At 55.0% G+C, this 15401-nt stretch carries 14 protein-coding genes, 2 tRNA genes and 1 pseudogene; 15 read left to right on the top strand and 2 right to left on the bottom strand.

Features of this window, described 5'->3' with window-relative positions; all coding sequences use genetic code 11:
- Window positions 1-55 precede the first annotated feature (55 nt).
- Together H9L05_RS19625 and H9L05_RS19630 are read right to left on the bottom strand one after the other, a co-directional pair.
- Window positions 56-129, bottom strand: a tRNA-Pro gene (locus H9L05_RS19625).
- Window positions 130-217: 88 nt separating this feature from the next.
- Window positions 218-305 (bottom strand) — tRNA-Ser (locus H9L05_RS19630).
- Window positions 306-664: 359 nt separating this feature from the next.
- Here H9L05_RS19630 and H9L05_RS19635 point away from each other — a divergent pair.
- From H9L05_RS19635 to H9L05_RS26495, 15 genes and pseudogenes are all read left to right on the top strand, one after another.
- Window positions 665-1321, top strand: coding sequence for a VWA domain-containing protein (locus H9L05_RS19635; protein WP_187732339.1), 657 nt, complete (start codon window positions 665-667; stop codon window positions 1319-1321).
- 29 nt (window positions 1322-1350) lie between these two features.
- Window positions 1351-1497 (top strand): hypothetical protein, encoded by a 147-nt coding sequence (locus H9L05_RS19640; RefSeq protein WP_187732340.1) that lies wholly within the window; start codon window positions 1351-1353, stop codon window positions 1495-1497.
- A gap of 70 nt (window positions 1498-1567) precedes the next feature.
- Entirely contained in the window at window positions 1568-2152 is a 585-nt protein-coding gene (locus H9L05_RS19645; protein ID WP_187732341.1) for a hypothetical protein, read from the top strand.
- 18 nt (window positions 2153-2170) lie between these two features.
- Window positions 2171-2485, top strand: a complete 315-nt coding sequence (locus H9L05_RS19650; RefSeq protein ID WP_187732342.1) for a hypothetical protein — start codon at window positions 2171-2173, stop codon at window positions 2483-2485.
- 121 nt (window positions 2486-2606) lie between these two features.
- Window positions 2607-3788 carry an acetyl-CoA C-acyltransferase gene (locus H9L05_RS19655; protein WP_187732343.1) on the top strand — a complete coding sequence of 394 codons (1182 nt, stop codon included), beginning with the start codon at window positions 2607-2609 and terminating at the stop codon, window positions 3786-3788.
- A gap of 281 nt (window positions 3789-4069) precedes the next feature.
- Window positions 4070-4633, top strand: a pseudogene (locus H9L05_RS19660) (toxin-antitoxin system YwqK family antitoxin); the annotation flags it as partial.
- A gap of 299 nt (window positions 4634-4932) precedes the next feature.
- A complete protein-coding gene (locus H9L05_RS19665; RefSeq protein ID WP_187732345.1) occupies window positions 4933-5322 on the top strand; it encodes a toxin-antitoxin system YwqK family antitoxin in 390 nt (129 codons plus the stop codon).
- A gap of 566 nt (window positions 5323-5888) precedes the next feature.
- Window positions 5889-6155 (top strand): carboxypeptidase regulatory-like domain-containing protein, encoded by a 267-nt coding sequence (locus H9L05_RS19670; protein WP_187732346.1) that lies wholly within the window; start codon window positions 5889-5891, stop codon window positions 6153-6155.
- A complete protein-coding gene (locus H9L05_RS19675) occupies window positions 6152-8203 on the top strand; it encodes a TonB-dependent receptor domain-containing protein (protein ID WP_187732347.1) in 2052 nt (683 codons plus the stop codon). Before H9L05_RS19670 ends, H9L05_RS19675 begins: the two co-directional genes overlap by 4 nt.
- A gap of 747 nt (window positions 8204-8950) precedes the next feature.
- Window positions 8951-9349: a carboxypeptidase regulatory-like domain-containing protein gene (locus H9L05_RS19680; RefSeq protein WP_187734349.1), complete on the top strand. Its 399-nt coding sequence runs from the start codon at window positions 8951-8953 to the stop codon at window positions 9347-9349.
- Window positions 9350-9526: 177 nt separating this feature from the next.
- On the top strand, window positions 9527-10201 hold the full coding sequence (locus H9L05_RS19685) for a DUF2459 domain-containing protein (protein ID WP_187732348.1): 675 nt from the start codon (window positions 9527-9529) through the stop codon (window positions 10199-10201).
- A 140-nt stretch (window positions 10202-10341) separates the two neighbouring features.
- Window positions 10342-12849, top strand: a complete 2508-nt coding sequence (locus H9L05_RS19690; protein ID WP_187732349.1) for a TonB-dependent receptor domain-containing protein — start codon at window positions 10342-10344, stop codon at window positions 12847-12849.
- A gap of 308 nt (window positions 12850-13157) precedes the next feature.
- Entirely contained in the window at window positions 13158-13499 is a 342-nt protein-coding gene (locus H9L05_RS19695) for an STAS domain-containing protein (protein WP_187732350.1), read from the top strand.
- A gap of 178 nt (window positions 13500-13677) precedes the next feature.
- The gene (gene hisS, locus H9L05_RS19700) at window positions 13678-15081 is read left to right on the top strand and encodes a histidine--tRNA ligase (RefSeq protein ID WP_187732351.1); all 1404 of its coding nucleotides are present in this window, start codon (window positions 13678-13680) and stop codon (window positions 15079-15081) included.
- Window positions 15082-15164: 83 nt separating this feature from the next.
- On the top strand, window positions 15165-15398 hold the full coding sequence (locus tag H9L05_RS26495; RefSeq protein WP_317175024.1) for an aromatic amino acid lyase: 234 nt from the start codon (window positions 15165-15167) through the stop codon (window positions 15396-15398).
- Window positions 15399-15401 lie beyond the last annotated feature (3 nt).

Genomic DNA, 15401 nt, shown 5'->3' on the forward strand with positions numbered 1-15401 from the left:
GGTTACATAAAAAAGGCCTTTTGCTGTTTGCAAAAGGCCTTTTTTGGGAAATGTGTCGGGGTGGCAGGATTCGAACCTGCGGCCTCCTGCTCCCAAAGCAGGCGCGATACCGGGCTACGCTACACCCCGAAAAGAGAATGAGGAATAAGAACTGAGAGTGAAGAATCTATTTGCAATTCCTCGTTGCTCATTCTTGATTCCTCATGGAAAAGGAATGCGGAGAGAGGGGGATTCGAACCCCCGGTAGCCTTTAGAGCTACGGCAGTTTAGCAAACTACTGGTTTCAGCCACTCACCCATCTCTCCAAAACAGGTCTCTTCCGGTCGAAGAGTGCGCAAATATACAACTAGAAGCGAAGAAACAGCCTTCTCGAAAAAAAATATCTTCCTTTACTTATCCCGCTATCCCTGCGCCTGGCTAGTAATAGGCCGCTATATTTGTTGCAGTAGCCTGAGTAACTGCATAGTTGGACAGCTGATCATTTATTTATAGTACCTACTGCATTAGTCGTATTTTTTTTATGAATTGGGCTTATCCCCTTTCCTGGCTTGAGTTGGCTTGCGCAGGTATCTTCCTGATCCTGTATGTTGGCTACGCGATCCGTACGAGGCGATTGGCAGCACCTTTGGGCCAGCGGGGCTGGCACCTTGGCTGGAAACTACTTTTGCGAACGGTTTACTTTGGTTTATTTCTGGTGGCCTTGCTTGGGCCAGCTTACGGTGTTACGCAGCAGCCGGTGCGCACAGCGGGCAAAGATGTATGGCTACTCGTTGACCTTTCGCGTTCCATGGACGCTACTGACGTAATTCCATCTCGCCTGCAAAAAGCAAAAGCGGAGCTTACCCAGTTGATAAGCCGTTTTCAGGCTGATCGGATTGGGCTGCTGGTTTTTGCGGCTGACGCCTATGTGCAATGCCCGCTAACGTACGACCAGAGCGCGCTCCGTCTTTTTATTTCTACCCTTCAAACTAGTTTAGTGCCTGTTGGCAGTACTGACTTGGTGCCGCCGTTGGAGTTAGTTTTGACACGCTTGGAGGCAACGAAACGGCCACTAGGTTCGGCAGCCCGTTCTACAGCGGTAGTCGTTATAAGTGATGGAGAAGACTTTGGCGAAAACGTAGAGCCCACCTTACGGCTGCTGGCCCGCTCTGGGGTGCGCCTATACACTGTAGGCGTTGGTACTCTGGAAGGCGCGCGCGTTCCTCGCCTTACCAGCGGTGGATATGTGCGTGATAATAAAGGCCGGGAGGCAGTCACGCGGCTGATGCCTACTACGCTACGCCGGCTTGCGCAGCAAACTGGGGGCAATATTTTGAACTGACTGACCGGCGCAACGAGTTTCCGTTGTTAGTGAATGCCCTCAACCGCCTTGAGGGGCAAGCAGAGCAGGTGCGCACCGTGGCCGTGGCCGATAACCGCTACCGATTTCCGCTGTTGCTGGCGTTGGTGCTACTGGCGTTAGATATTGTTATTACTGTTCGCGTAATAAAGCCGTGAAGAATGTGCTGCTACTTTTTTTGCTGATGATCGGGGCTGGGGAGGCTTCACCCGCATCCGTGACCGAAACGTGGCTGTGCAGGAAGGAGCGGCTGCTTACGCCCGCCAAAATTTTGCCCAGGCTGTCCAGGCTTATCAGCGGGCCGTGGATGAATTAGGAACCAAGGATGAAGCCGCTATCCTGAATCTGGCGCATGCCTGCAACCGGGTTGGCCGGGAGGCAGCAGCCAAATCATACTATAGCCTCCTTATTACCAGCAAAACGCCAGCTATACGCAGTGTGGCTCAGCAGCAGTTAGCCGTGTTGGCCGTGCAGGGAGGCGAATTCGCACAGGCCGTGACTCTGCTGCGGCAGTCGTTACTGGCCGATCCCACGAATGCCGAAGCGCGCTATAACTACGAAGTGCTACGCGATTATCTGGCACGCCGACTCAATTCACCCCGCATTCCACCACCTTCTCCTAGTGACGCCTCGAATCCCAAACCAGAGCAAGGTGCGCCTAATTCTAAGGATGCGGCTAACCAGCGCCAGGCGCGGGCAGGCAATGACCGTAAAGGCCAACTTGACGACTCCAATTTGCCCACCAACCCTCAAAATGCCCCCAGCAGCAACCAAACAAATCAGGCCAGCCGAATAATAATCAGCCGGGGGTAAATCCTGGTACTATGGCTCGTGGTGGCTTCGAGCCTGGTGAAGGCGCTGAGCGTAATGTGGCTAGGGCTCGGAAGCCGGCAATGTGCGTGGCCTCAACGACGAGGCCGGGGTGAAGAGGCAAACGAGGGTCGTAGCCGGCGGTCCGGCACTGAAGTAGCTGACCTCGACGAGACCCAGCTCCAGACCCAGCGGGCACGCTTGCAGCAAATGCAACTCAGCACGGGCCGGGCCCGGCAAATACTGGAGTCGTTGGGAGCGGCTGAACAGCAATACCTTCAGCAGCTGCCGCGGCGAGCAGTTCGTAAGCAGGCCAGCGACAAACCAGCCTGGTAAGTACTATAAAAACGAAGGCAATAAATGCTGGGAGAGCGGACGCTACTCGGGTTATTCGTACTTTTACGGGCCGAAGCTTCGGCTTCATTTTTCTGATCCACCCCCACTTCCACCCATTTTTATGCAAGTTAAAGAAGTAGTTATTGTTGCCGCCGTGCGTACGCCGATTGGCAGTTTTGGCGGTAGCCTCGCCTCGCTTTCGGCCACCGATCTGGGCGGTATTGCCTTGAAAGGGGCTCTAGAGAAAGCTGGCGTTGATCCGAAGGAAGTGCAGCAGGTAATTATGGGCAACGTGATTTCGGCCAACCTTGGCCAGGCCCCCGCCCGGCAGGCCGCCAAGAAAGCTGGTTTGCCTGACACCGTTGAGTGCACCACCGTTAATAAGGTATGTGCTTCGGGCACGAAAGCAATCATGTTTGCTGCTCAGGCTATTATGCTGGGGCAAGCGGACGTAATTTTGGCTGGGGGCATGGAAAGCATGTCCAATGTGCCTTATTACCTCGATAAAGCTCGTTTTGGCGCTAAGTACGGCCATTCCCAGATGATCGACGGCCTGATGAAAGACGGCCTCTGGGACCCTTACAACGACTACGCTATGGGTAACGCGGCCGAGCATACAGCCAAGGAAATGGGCTTTACCCGCGAGCAGCAGGATGAGTTTGCCATTGAAAGCTACACGCGCAGCGCGAAGGCAGCCAAAGCTGGCAAAAAGAAGGACGAAATCATTCCCATCACTATCGAAAGCCGGGGCAAAACCACTGTTATCGAAGATGATGAAGAATACCTGAAGGTGGACTTCACCAAAGTAGCTGGCCTCAAGCCTGCATTTATAAAGGATGGCACCGTAACGGCCGCCAACGCTTCTACCCTGAATGACGGAGCTGCTGCTGTGCTGCTTATGAGCCGTGAAAAGGCCGATGAGTTGGGCATCAAGCCATTGGCTCGCATAAGGGGTTTTGCTGATGCTGAGCAGGCGCCGGAGTGGTTCACGACTTCACCTTCGCTGGCTATTCCGAAAGCCTTGAAGCACGCTGGTGTAAACGCCAGCGAAGTTGATTTCTACGAAATCAACGAGGCTTTCTCGGTGGTATCATTGGCTAACAACAAGCTGCTGAACCTGGAAGGTGACAAGGTAAATGTGTACGGCGGGGCCGTGTCGTTGGGTCATCCGCTGGGGGCTTCGGGCGCACGCATCGTGACGACGCTGCTGAACGTGATGCAGAATGAAGGCGGCAAAATCGGCGTGACGGGCATCTGCAATGGCGGCGGTGGCGCCAGCAGCATTGTACTGGAAAAGCTATAGAGCTTCTTTTGAGGATAAAAAGCCCCCAGATACCTTCTGGGGGCTTTTTTGATGCACTAATTCTGCTTTGCTTTATCTGAATAGGGCCGTAAGGCCCACCAATGCACTTTGCCGCTTTTTCCTGCGTTCTTGCGTCTATGAAACGAGTTATTTTCCTGTTACTGCTGCTTTCCACCACGGCTCAGGCGCAGAAGCTGCGCCGCCTGGTGAGCTACCGCGACTCAACCAATACCGTGGTGCGCGAAGTGTACTCCGCTTTGGTGAGCCCCGCCGATACCATCATGGAAGGGCCTTACAAGCGTTTTTACCGCTCTGGCAAAGTAGAAGCCCAGACTAGCTATGCCGGCGGCAAGCGGGATAGTGCCTATGTGGAGTTCTTCGAAAACGGGCAGCGGCGACTGGAAGTGACGTTTAAGCAGGGTTTGCGCCAGGGCCCTTTCAAAACGTACTACGCCACTGGCAAACTAGCTCAGGAAGGCACTTATGCCAACGATCAGCCGGATGGCACGCTCAAAACCTACCACCCAAGCGGGGCCATTAAGCTGGAAACATCGCTGGTAAATGGGCAACCGGTGGGTGCCGTGCGGGAGTTATATCCATCGGGTAAGCCCAAGGTAGAAACCACGTATAAGAACGGCCAGGCCAATGGCCCTACGAAAACGTACCACCCTAACGGTCAGCTGCAAAGCGAGTCAACGTATAACAATGGCCTGTTGGCTGGCCCCTACAAAACCTACTTTGACAACGGGCAGCTGGAAAGCGAAGTCATAATCGACAAAGCTGGCAAGGGCACCCAGAAAAGCTACTACCGTTCGGGTAAGCTGCGTACGGAAGGCAATTACGTCGCGGCTGCCCTCCAGACCCGCCGCGTGACCAATCCTCTCGGCGACGACCTGACCAAAGGTGCCGCCCCGGTGCCGGCACTGCTAACCTCGATGGCCCGGCAAAAGCGTACTATGAAAGTGGAGCCGTAAAGAGTAAGCTGAACTACAAGGCCGGCGTATTAACGGGTCAAAATCAGGATTTCTATGAATCGGGGAAGCTGGAGAAGCAGACGGACTACAGCAACCAGGCCCGCGACCGGAAAATAACCGCTTACTATGAGTCGGGTGGGGTGAAGCTGGAGCAGCAGTATAAAAATAATTTGCCTGCTGGCACGTGGCGCACTTTTTACCCTGATGGCAAGCAGGTGCAAACCCAGGAAACCTATGTAAACGGCCGGCTGGCCGGGGAGAAGCTGACCTACTACCCTACCGGCGCAATGAAAACCAAGCTGTTGTATGAAAACGGCCGCCCAACCGGCTTAGGACAAGAGTTTTATGCTTCGGGCAAGCTGAAATCCGAAACGACTTACGTGAAGGGATTAAAAGTCGGTGCTTACCGCCAGCTCCGCGAAGATGGTACGCCAGAGGTGACAGGCGCCTTCCGCAACAATAAGGAAACCGGCGTCTGGACCTACTTCGGCCCCGATGGCAAGACGATCAAGCAGAAAAAGACCTTTCGCAATGGCGAAGAGGTAACAGACAGTAAGTAGCATCAGCTTAAACTGAAAAAAGCCCCCCAGACTAGTTCTGGGGGCTTTTTGACTTTGCGCCAGGTCGGCGAGCAGGTAACTATCCAAACCTATCATACCTAATCACCAAAATATTTATCATAGTACCTTGCTTCACATAGTACCTTCTGATATATTTGTTCCAGTAATCTGAGCTACTACCTGTCGCTCCACCAAGCCCAACCGGGGCTTTCGGAACGGCAGAAGCCAGGGCGCAACCACGGGTACACACCACGTAAGCGCCCACTGCTGAAGGGCAGCTTGTACTACCTGCGACGTGAAGCAAAGCCTTGCATTGCGGTACACTACCAGCACCCGTCCTAACCTGTTTTTTATCGAGTGAAACCCTGCAAATGGGGTAACCAGCGGAACCGCGGCCGTCTGGAACATCACCCTATTGCCCAAATTTTTCCACTCCTCTCTCCTTCTCTTATGAACTCCTCTTCTACTCTTCGCTGGGCGCTGCGGTGCCTGGGGCTCCTTCTTGTGCTCTTACCAAACGCAGTACGGGGTCAGCAAAAAGCCCCCAGGGCGCTGTTTCGGGCATTTTGCTTGATGCCAGTAATGGGCAGGCGCTACCGTTTGCCAACGTGGTACTGCTGCGGGCCCAGGATTCCAGCTTCGTGGCGGGTGCTCAAACGGGTGAGAATGGCTCGTTTGAAATAGCACCCGTGGCACAGGGCAAATATATGCTTCGCGCTACCGTGATAGGCTACCAGGCGGGCCGGCGCCTGGTTTCTATTACGGAAGCGGCGCCTGAAGTAAAGCTCGGCTCCTTGAAATTGCCCCCACAGCCACTCAACTGGCCGGCGTGACGGTGCAGGGCGAGCGGGCAGCCGTAGTTGACAACCTTGATAAGAAGGTCATTAACGTTGAGAAGGACCTGAGCAGCGTAGGCGGCACGGCCGTAAATGTGCTCCAAAACGTTCCTTCTGTGTCGGTGGACCAGAACGGCACCGTGAGCATGCGCGGCACCAGCAATATCACGGTGCTGATTGATGGCAAGAACTCCGGGGCCGCCTCGGGCGGCACTGGCACCCGCCTGGAGCAGATTCCGGCCAGCAGTATTCAAAGCATTGAAGTCGTAACCAATCCCTCGGCCCGCTACGATGCGGCCGGCGCCGGCGGGGTCATCAACATCATTCTCAAAAAGCAGAAAAAAGATGGCTGGAATGGCTCCGCCGTGGCCAATGTGGGCACCCGCGACAAGTACAATACGTCGTTGAGCTTTAACCGCCGGACCGGCAAACTTAATGTGTTCGGCTCTTATGACGCCCGCGACGACCACTACCGCAGCCGCAACACGATGCGCCAGCTGGCTACCGTGGAAGGCGTATTGCGCACCACCGATCAGCAGGCCACTGGTCTGCGCCACAACCGCAACCACGGCGGGCGCGTGGGCCTCGACTATACGATTTCGCCCGAGCAGACCATTTCCCTGACGGTGCAGCCCAACTTCAATCGGGCCGACCCGAACGTGATGAATCAAACTGCCCTACTTCGCACCGGCGACCAAGACCCGATACTCCAGCAAACGCGCTCGGTGGTGACCGAAGATGTTAAGACGGCCGACGTATCGGCGGATTACAAGCGCACCTGGGCTGAGCAGAAAGGCCGGGAGCTAACGGCCAGCACGGGCTACACCCGCCTGTGGGCCGATGTGGTAGTAGGACAGCAGTTTACCAATGATGAGGTAGCTCAGTTGGGCTGGAAGCAGGATTTTCGGGTTCGTATTCACGCGCTTAACGGCCAGGTTGACTATGCGCATCCGCTGGGCGAGAAAAGCCGGCTGGATGCAGGCCTGAAAACGGAGTGGGAAACGAATGGAGGCACGGATGACTTTTTGGTACAGACGGTCGCCGACCAGCCTACGTATTTCCGCGACGCCGACCGCTCCTTCGCTTATGACGTCAAGGATTTTGTGCAAGCAGGCTACATCACGGGCCAGCACGCGGTCGGCAACTGGAGCTACCAGGGCGGCTTGCGGGCCGAATACACCAATACGCAGGGAGAAGTGCGCGGCGGCCGGGGCAACTTTGAGCTCGATTACCTGAATGTATTCCCTTCCGCTACCGTGGCCCGCACGATAAGTAAGCACGATCAGAGGCTGCAAGCCAGCTACTCCCGTCGCCTCAACCGTCCGGGCTTTATGCAGCAGCTGCCTCTGCCCATCTACATGGACCAGCGCAACTACCGCATCGGCGACCCCAGCCTGCGGCCCGAGTATATCAACTCCTTTGAGCTGGGCCACCAGATAACGATGGGCGACGCCACCGTCACTTCCACCCTTTTTTACCGCCAAACCAACAACGCCATTCAGCGCTTCCGCCGGATAGATACCACGGCCACTCGACTGCTGAATACACCAGGCGTTATCATGGCAGAATACTTCCAGAACTTCGGACAAAGTACCAGCCTGGGAGCTGAAATGTCCATTAATCAGCCCTTAGCGAAGTGGTGGAAGCTGACCGCCAACGGCTCGTTGTTTCGCAATAGCATTACAGCCGCTACCGGCACCGAAGCCAGCCAGCGCAACCTTACGGGCACCCTGCGTTTGCTCAATACCTTCATGCCGACGCCCAAGCTGGATGTGCAACTCACCAGCAACTACCGGGCAGCGGTGCTCACGCCTCAGGGCCGCTTAGCGCCGGTTGGGTCCGTGGATCTGGCCTTGCGTCACCGCCTGTTTCAAGATCGGGCGGCCCTCACGCTCCGCCTCAGCGACGTATTCAACACCCAGCGCCAGCGCATCACGGCCTACTCAGAAAATTTCGAGGCCACTTACAATAACAAGTGGGAAACGCAGGTTGGATATGTAGGCTTCTCCTGGTATTTCGGCTCCAATAAGCCCCCAAGAAAATAGAAGCCGCACCGCAGAACGGCGGTGGTTTCGGCGGCTAGCCTTACGATAGCCTTGCAGCTATTCCGGGTCATCGGGTGTCACTTGGACGTGGTCTTTACTGATTGAATAACTGAGCAAATCCTCAAGATGATTCAATGAGTGTTACTTGGTGGCCCGGAATGGATTCAGTAGTTCGTCAAAAATTTCGTCCCGAAAAAAGCCGTTTCAACCCTATACACGCAACATTCAACACATTTTAAAAAATATTTCAGGTGTCAGGCAGCCCTCCTAATCGCTTCTGCATCTATACCCCTGAAAGCAATTCGAAGATGAATCCGAACTCTTACGCACCCTCCTTCAGCCTCTCCTTTTTCTCCCAGTCCGCTCTTTCTCAACCCTAAAAAAAAAAATTTTAACAAGTACCTTGCTTTACATAGTACTGTTAACTATCTTTATAGTGTTCTCTTCCGGTTCGTGGTAGTGCTTCTTTCAACCAGCACCCCTATCAAGCCACCCACCGGAGCCGCTTCCAGCCTGACGGGTTGGAGCCTCCCGCCCCACTAGGTTCGCGCCCCCGGCGCCCGACCATCTGGGCTCGCTAATCGTCTTTTTCTAGTTACCTGCCTCACTCCCCGAACAGAACCGCGGCTGTTCCCCTGTGCCCAGGTGGCTCCTTTTCCTCTCCTTTCTAAACTTTCAAATCGCCATGAAATCCTCTGTCATCAACCGCTTCCTTGCTGCTCTTATCTTCGTTTTAGGTAGCCTTCAATTAGTTGCTTCCGGCCCGAGAACGGCCGTCTTACCGGTCAGCTTCTCGATGGCGAAACCCAGGAGCCAATTCCTTTTGCCAACGTAGTTCTGCTCCGCGCCGATGATCACTCTTTTGTTCGTAGCGTGGCAACCGATGCGGAGGGCACTTTCAAGTTCAATAATATACCGCTGGGTGACTACACGGTGCGCACTACCGTACTGGGTTACAAGTCGTTGAAGCCCGTTGTATCGCTTAGCATGTTGCAGGGCAGAGTTGCACTCGGCTCGGTTGAAATGCAGCCGCTGATGCGCGGACTGGCTGTGCGGCCCTCTAAAAAAGACGCTCCCATCATCCGTCAGGCTAAGGTAGCTTCGGCCAGCCGTACGCTGACTGCCAGCACCTTAACAGTTCGCTAGTCGACCACTGCCTTTTAGTGCTCTTCTATCCGCCCGACTTGTTGCTCTCCGGCCAGAGCAGTAAGCCGGGCGGCTGCATAAAAGCCCCCCAGCGCCTTTTCAGTATGAAATGCGATCCGGAAGTTGGCGCTATTCAAAAAAGCCACTACTTGGGCCTTTATGTTCTTACGCTGGCTCATGGCTGCATTTGTCGCCTTCATTTTACTGCTGATGACGGGTACGCTGGTGCCCGTGAACAGCGACTTTCGGCAGACACCTGATGGAATTCAGGTTTTTGTAGTGTCCAATGGCGTTCACTCCGACCTGGTATTTCCCGTGCGCGAGCCCCGCACTGCCACCAATTGGCTCCAAAAGCTGAATGATTCGACGGTGGTCAGCAAGTTTGGACGGTATGAGTATATTGGCTTTGGCTGGGGCAATGAGGGCTTTTATCTGGGCTCGTATGGGAGGCAATTTCCGGGACTCGGCGCTACGTTGCGAGCCGCTTTCCCATCACCCACGCTTTTACACGTCGATTTTTATAAAAATGCCCCCCAGCCTAGCGAGCGAGTGGTGCCACTGCTTATTTCCGAAGCGCAGTACCGCCAGCTTACCGCCTTCGTGGTGCAGTCATGGCAAACCGATTCGGCAGGCCGGCCGTTGCTGATGAACGCAGCTGGCTATACTCCCGACGATTTTTTTGTCAGGGCCAAAGACAAGTATCACCTCCTGCGCACCTGCAACGACTGGACAAACCGGGGCTTGCGCACCAGCGGCCTGCGGGCCGCTCTGAAGGCACCTTTTGCTGCCTCCGTACTTTATCAAGCTCGGCAGGCATCCAAAAAGCCCCCCAGACAACTTCCAACAGATTAACTGTCGGGCTGCAACCTATTAGAGCTAAAGCGGTTCTTTGCTCGATTCCCGCTGCTCCGGTTCGGCTGAAGCAGCGGGTTTTACGTTAGGTAGCTGTAGGCTTCTGGCTGATTGATTTTGTTTGGTTGTTATTGATTCTCATGTATTTAATTTTACTAAAAAGGGGCGCTCACGCTCAACTACGTTCTTTTTTCGCCTTATTTCTTATTCTGGCAACAGCCTGGCAGGCGCAAGCCCAAACGGGCACCGTGACCGGCTCGCTGGTGGAGCAAAGCAATGGACAGCCTATTCCCTTTGCCAACGTGGTACTGCTGCGGGCCCAGGATTCCACCTTTATCTCGGGTGCCCAGACCACCGAAACCGGCACTTTTGCTATTGAGAATGTAGCGTTTGGCACCTACACCTTGCGGGCCACTATTCTGGGCTACCGCCCCGTACGGCGGCCCATTTCGCTGGGTGCGGGCAGCCCGACGGTGGCGCTGGGTCCCGTTCGGTTGGCATCTACCACCACCCGCCTCAAGGAAGTGGTAGTGCAGGGGGAGCGCGCCATTCTGACTGATAACCTCGACAAAAAAGTAATTGACGTCTCGAAAGACCTCACGACTACTGGCGGCTCGGCGGTAGATGTGCTCCAAAATGTGCCGTCGGTAACGGTAGATCAGGCGGGCTCCGTGAGCTTACGTGGGTCGGGCAACGTGACCATTTTTGTGGATGGCAAACCTACGGGCGCCGCTGGCGGGGGCCGCTCGGCGGTGCTCGACCAGATTCCGGCCAGCAGTATTCAAAGCATTGAAGTCGTGACCAACCCTTCCTCCCGCTACGACGCGGAGGGCACGGCCGGCGTTATTAATATCATCCTGAAGAAAGAGCGCAAAGACGGCGTGAACGGCATCGCAACCGTGACGGCCGGGACCAAAGACAAATACAACAGCTCGCTGAGTTTGAACGCGCGCAAAGGCAAGCTAAACGTATTCGGCAGCTACGATTTTCGCCGTGATCGGCGCGTTGGCTCCGGTAATTCTTTCCAGACGTCTACTTTTCTGAACGCCGATGCGGTGGAGCAAACCCGCATCCTAGACCAGAACGAGCAAGGCCTCGACTACCGCACTTCCCACGCTGGCCGCTTTGGCTTCGACTATAACCTGACAGAGTATCAAACTATTACCCTGAGCGCGCAGCCACGCTTCAATCGGCAGCAGGAATTTGAAAGTCAGGCCAACCGGCAGTCGGCCCCGAATGGAGGAATTTTGCCCCCCGGTAGCAGCTTTAATCTGGCTAACTCCGAGCGGGAGTTCAACCGCTCAACCGACTACGCCCTCGACTACCGCCGCACCTGGAAGGACCAGCCCCGCCGCGAACTGGTGGCCAATGCCGTATTCACGCCCATTCGCAGTGAAAGCGAAACTATCACGAACCGCATTCCCTACGACGACTCGCCCTTTGTGCAGCAGCGCCAGCGCTTCGACAACGCCATCGACCAGGCCTCAGCCCAACTCGACTACGTGCATCCGTTCGGAGAAAAAGGCCGTCTGGAGGCTGGCTTTAAAAGCGTAGTACGGAAGTTTGATGCCGATTATAAGTTCTTCGATGCCTTAGTGCAGAACGACTTACTCTCCAACCGCTTTCTTTACGAAGAGTATATTCAGGCGGGCTACGCTACCTATGCCAACGCTACCGGCAAATGGAGCTACCAGGGGGGCCTGCGCCTGGAGCAAACCAACACAGAAGGCAACCAATCGGCTGCCATACAGGATACCACGTTCACCCGCAGTTACTTAAACCTCTTTCCAAGCGCCGTACTGGCCTACGACCTGACGAAAGATCAGCGCCTGCAGCTCAGCTACTCCCGCCGCCTCAACCGCCCGGGTGTTAACCAGCTCAATCCCTTCATCGACCGCTCCGAGCCGCTGAATACGCGCAGCGGCAATCCGGCTTTGCTGCCCGAATACATAAACTCTTATGAGCTAGGATTCCAGAAGTTTTTTGGGCAGTCCAACTCCTTCACAACCACCGCTTTTTACCGCCAGACCAACAACTCCGTGCAGCGCTTTCGCCAGCTGGGCTTCAATGAGCAGCTCCAGGCGCCCACTACCAACCAAACCATTCTGAACCTGGCCCGCGGCACGGCTTACGGCCTTGAGCTGGTTGGCTCAACTACCGTTGCCTCCTTCTGGAAGCTTAACGCCAACCTATCGGGCTTCCGCAACATCATCGAAGGCACAGCGCCCGGCACCGATATCGACAACCGTAACTTCACGTACACAGGTCGTTTGAATAACAACTTTACGATCACCAAGAAGCTCGATGTCCAGTTATCGGCCAACTACCGGTCGGCGGCTGTTACGGCCCAGGGCCGACGGGGCGAGTTCTTCTTTACTGAGTTTGCCGGTAAATACACAGTACTGAAGGACAAGGGGAGCATTACGTTGCGCGTGTCGGATATATTCAATACGCTGCGCTTCAACTTCGATTCTTTCGGACCCGGCTTTGAATCGCAAAACAGCTTCAAGCGCGAAACCCGGGTAGGCTTTTTGGGCTTCACATACCGCTTTGGCGGCGCTCAGCAGCCCGAGCGCCGCCGGCGTGGCGACCGTGGCGACCAGCAGCAACAAGGCCCGGAAGACCCTTCGGAAGGTGGTATAGACTAAGTTTAAAGTAGGAGAGGAAGCCGTGCCGGATATTACCGCACGGCTTTTTTGTTTCAGTAAAATCCTGTTTCTCAGCTTGCTAAATAATGCATTATAGCGCAACTCATCGGACGTAGCAGCGGCGGCATTTTATTTCAATTAAAAAAGTACAAAAAGGCAGCTTTTGTACAACTTATACGTATTAGCCGCAGATTACTCTACTATTTAACGAAGTCGGAACTACGCTGGCCTTAACCTGCCAGCCCCCGAATCAATCTTAATATCTACTGGCTAGGCTCTCGGTGATAGCTGCCCTGTCTGACATTTATATGCTTGATGTACATCGCGAAATATTACCGGAAAGCTACCTGCTCATCCTAGCGCCTGATTCGCATACTCCCGATGAGGAGAAGCTGAGCAGGGCGCTATTTCGGGCCAGCCGAAGCAGTAAGCGGGCCGTGTGGGTAGATTGCAGCTTGCTGCAACACATGCCAGCGGAGGCTATTGAGCTGCTCCTTGCTTATGCATATCACCTGCGCTGCCAGGAACGCCGACTCGTGCTTTGCCATGTGCCGGAAGAAGTGCAGCACCACTTTCTGCACCTGGATGCCGCTTCCCAGCCCCTCATGGTTGCCTCCCTGCTCGATGCTGACATAGGCGTAAGCGAATAGCTCTTACCCAGCAAAAAGCCCCCCACAAACGCATTGGGGGCTTTTTCTGTGAATAGCCGGTGGGGTTTCATCCACCGCTGCGCTTACTGCCTCAGCTGTATTTGCAGTTGATGATATACGGTTGATGAGGCGTGCGGCCAATCGTTGTTACCTTCGCGGCCCTATTGATCTGCATTCGATGAGTATCCAAAAACCCAGCATTCCGAAAGGCACCCGCGACTTTGGCCCCGCCGTGGTGGCGCGCCGCAACTACATTTTCGGCGTCATCCGCCGTACGTTTGAGCTGTTTGGCTACGCCCCGCTCGAAACGCCCACGCTCGAAAACCTCTCCGTGCTCACCGGCAAATACGGCGACGAAGGCGACCAGCTGCTGTTTAAAGTCCTGAATTCCGGCGACTTCCTCAAAGATGTTGCGCCGGATGATATTGCGGAGGGCACGCGCAAAGTATTGCCCAAGATTGCCGAAAAAGGCCTGCGCTACGACCTGACCGTGCCGTTTGCCCGCTACGTGGTAATGAACCGCGGCACGCTCACCTTCCCCTTCAAGCGCTACCAGATTCAGCCCGTGTGGCGCGCCGACCGGCCCCAGCGCGGCCGTTACCGCGAGTTTTATCAGTGCGACGCCGACGTGGTAGGCACCGATTCGCTGCTCTGCGAAGCGGAGATTGTGCTTATGATGTGCGAGGTGCTAAATGGTATTGGTCTCACCGACTTCACGATTAAAATCAACCACCGGGGCGTGCTGCGCAATATTTATCAGGCCCTGGGCAGCGAAGGCAAGGAGTCGGATTTGTTTGTCGCCATTGATAAGCTGGACAAAATAGGCCGCGAAGGCGTAGAAAAAGAGCTGGCTGAGCGAGGCTTTTCAACGCAGGCCTCCGCGTACTTATTTGAGCTTTTGGCTACTTCCGGCAGCTATGGGGAAAAGCTGGAGAAGCTGGACGCTGCATTCCAAAAAGCGGACTTGCCATCCGAAACTGAAGGTTCGGACGGCTCTGCGTATAAGGGCTTACGCGATTTACGCGAGGTGCAGAATTATCTTACCAGCTTCGGCTTCACCCAGTTCGACAAGCTGGAGTTTGACCCGACGTTGGCCCGTGGCCTCTCCTACTATACCGGCTGTATCTTCGAAATCAAGATTAACAACGTCAAAATCGGCAGCGTATCCGGTGGCGGGCGCTACGACAACCTTACGGGCGCTTTTGGGCTGGCCGGCGTGTCGGGCGTGGGCTTCAGCTTCGGCGTCGACAGGCTTTATGATTGCCTGGAAGAGCTGAACCTGTTTCCGCCCAACGCAGCTACCACTACGCGCTGCCTGGTGGTAAATTTTGATGAAGAAGCTGGCCGCTCAGTGCTGCCTGTTTTGCGTCAGTTGCGGGCGGCGGGCATTCCCAGTGAGTTGTATCACACCCCAGACAAGCTGGTGAAGCAGTTTAAATACGCCGACCAAAAAGGTGTTCCTTATGTGCTGCTGCAAGGCTCCGAGGAGCGCGCGCAAAACCTTTTCAAGCTCAAGAATATGAGCACTGGCCATGAGCAGTTGCTAGCTCTGGATGACGTATTGAGCAAACTAACTCAATAACACAAACTGTTGATTACTAAATCATAAATTCGGATTAACGGTCCCAATACGCTCACACCACAATCGGTACTCTCCCACCCCGAATGTATTCCCTCGACCCTGCCACCCACCTCAGTCTAGCTACCTTAGAGCACCTGCTTCGCGAGCGGCCCAAAGTGGTCCTGAGCGACCAAGCCCGGCACCGTGTGGCCACTTGCTACGAGTATTTGCGCAACAGGCTGGAGCAGTCGGATGCGCCGATTTATGGCATCAACACTGGCTTCGGGGCGCTCTGCAACACTGGAATTGCCCCCAGCAGCGCCGCCAGCTCCAGCTGAACC

It is taken from the genome of Hymenobacter qilianensis (genome assembly GCF_014489555.1).
Classification (GTDB): Bacteria; Bacteroidota; Bacteroidia; order Cytophagales; family Hymenobacteraceae; genus Hymenobacter; species Hymenobacter qilianensis.

Coding starts and splice junctions, on each gene's coding strand:
- H9L05_RS19655 (WP_187732343.1), top strand. CDS start 2,607: ATGCAAGTTAAAGAAGTAGTTATTGTTGCCGCCGTGCGTACGCCGATT.
- H9L05_RS19685 (WP_187732348.1), top strand. CDS start 9,527: ATGGCTGCATTTGTCGCCTTCATTTTACTGCTGATGACGGGTACGCTG.
- H9L05_RS19690 (WP_187732349.1), top strand. CDS start 10,342: ATGTATTTAATTTTACTAAAAAGGGGCGCTCACGCTCAACTACGTTCT.
- H9L05_RS19695 (WP_187732350.1), top strand. CDS start 13,158: ATGCTTGATGTACATCGCGAAATATTACCGGAAAGCTACCTGCTCATC.
- hisS (WP_187732351.1), top strand. CDS start 13,678: ATGAGTATCCAAAAACCCAGCATTCCGAAAGGCACCCGCGACTTTGGC.
- H9L05_RS26495 (WP_317175024.1), top strand. CDS start 15,165: ATGTATTCCCTCGACCCTGCCACCCACCTCAGTCTAGCTACCTTAGAG.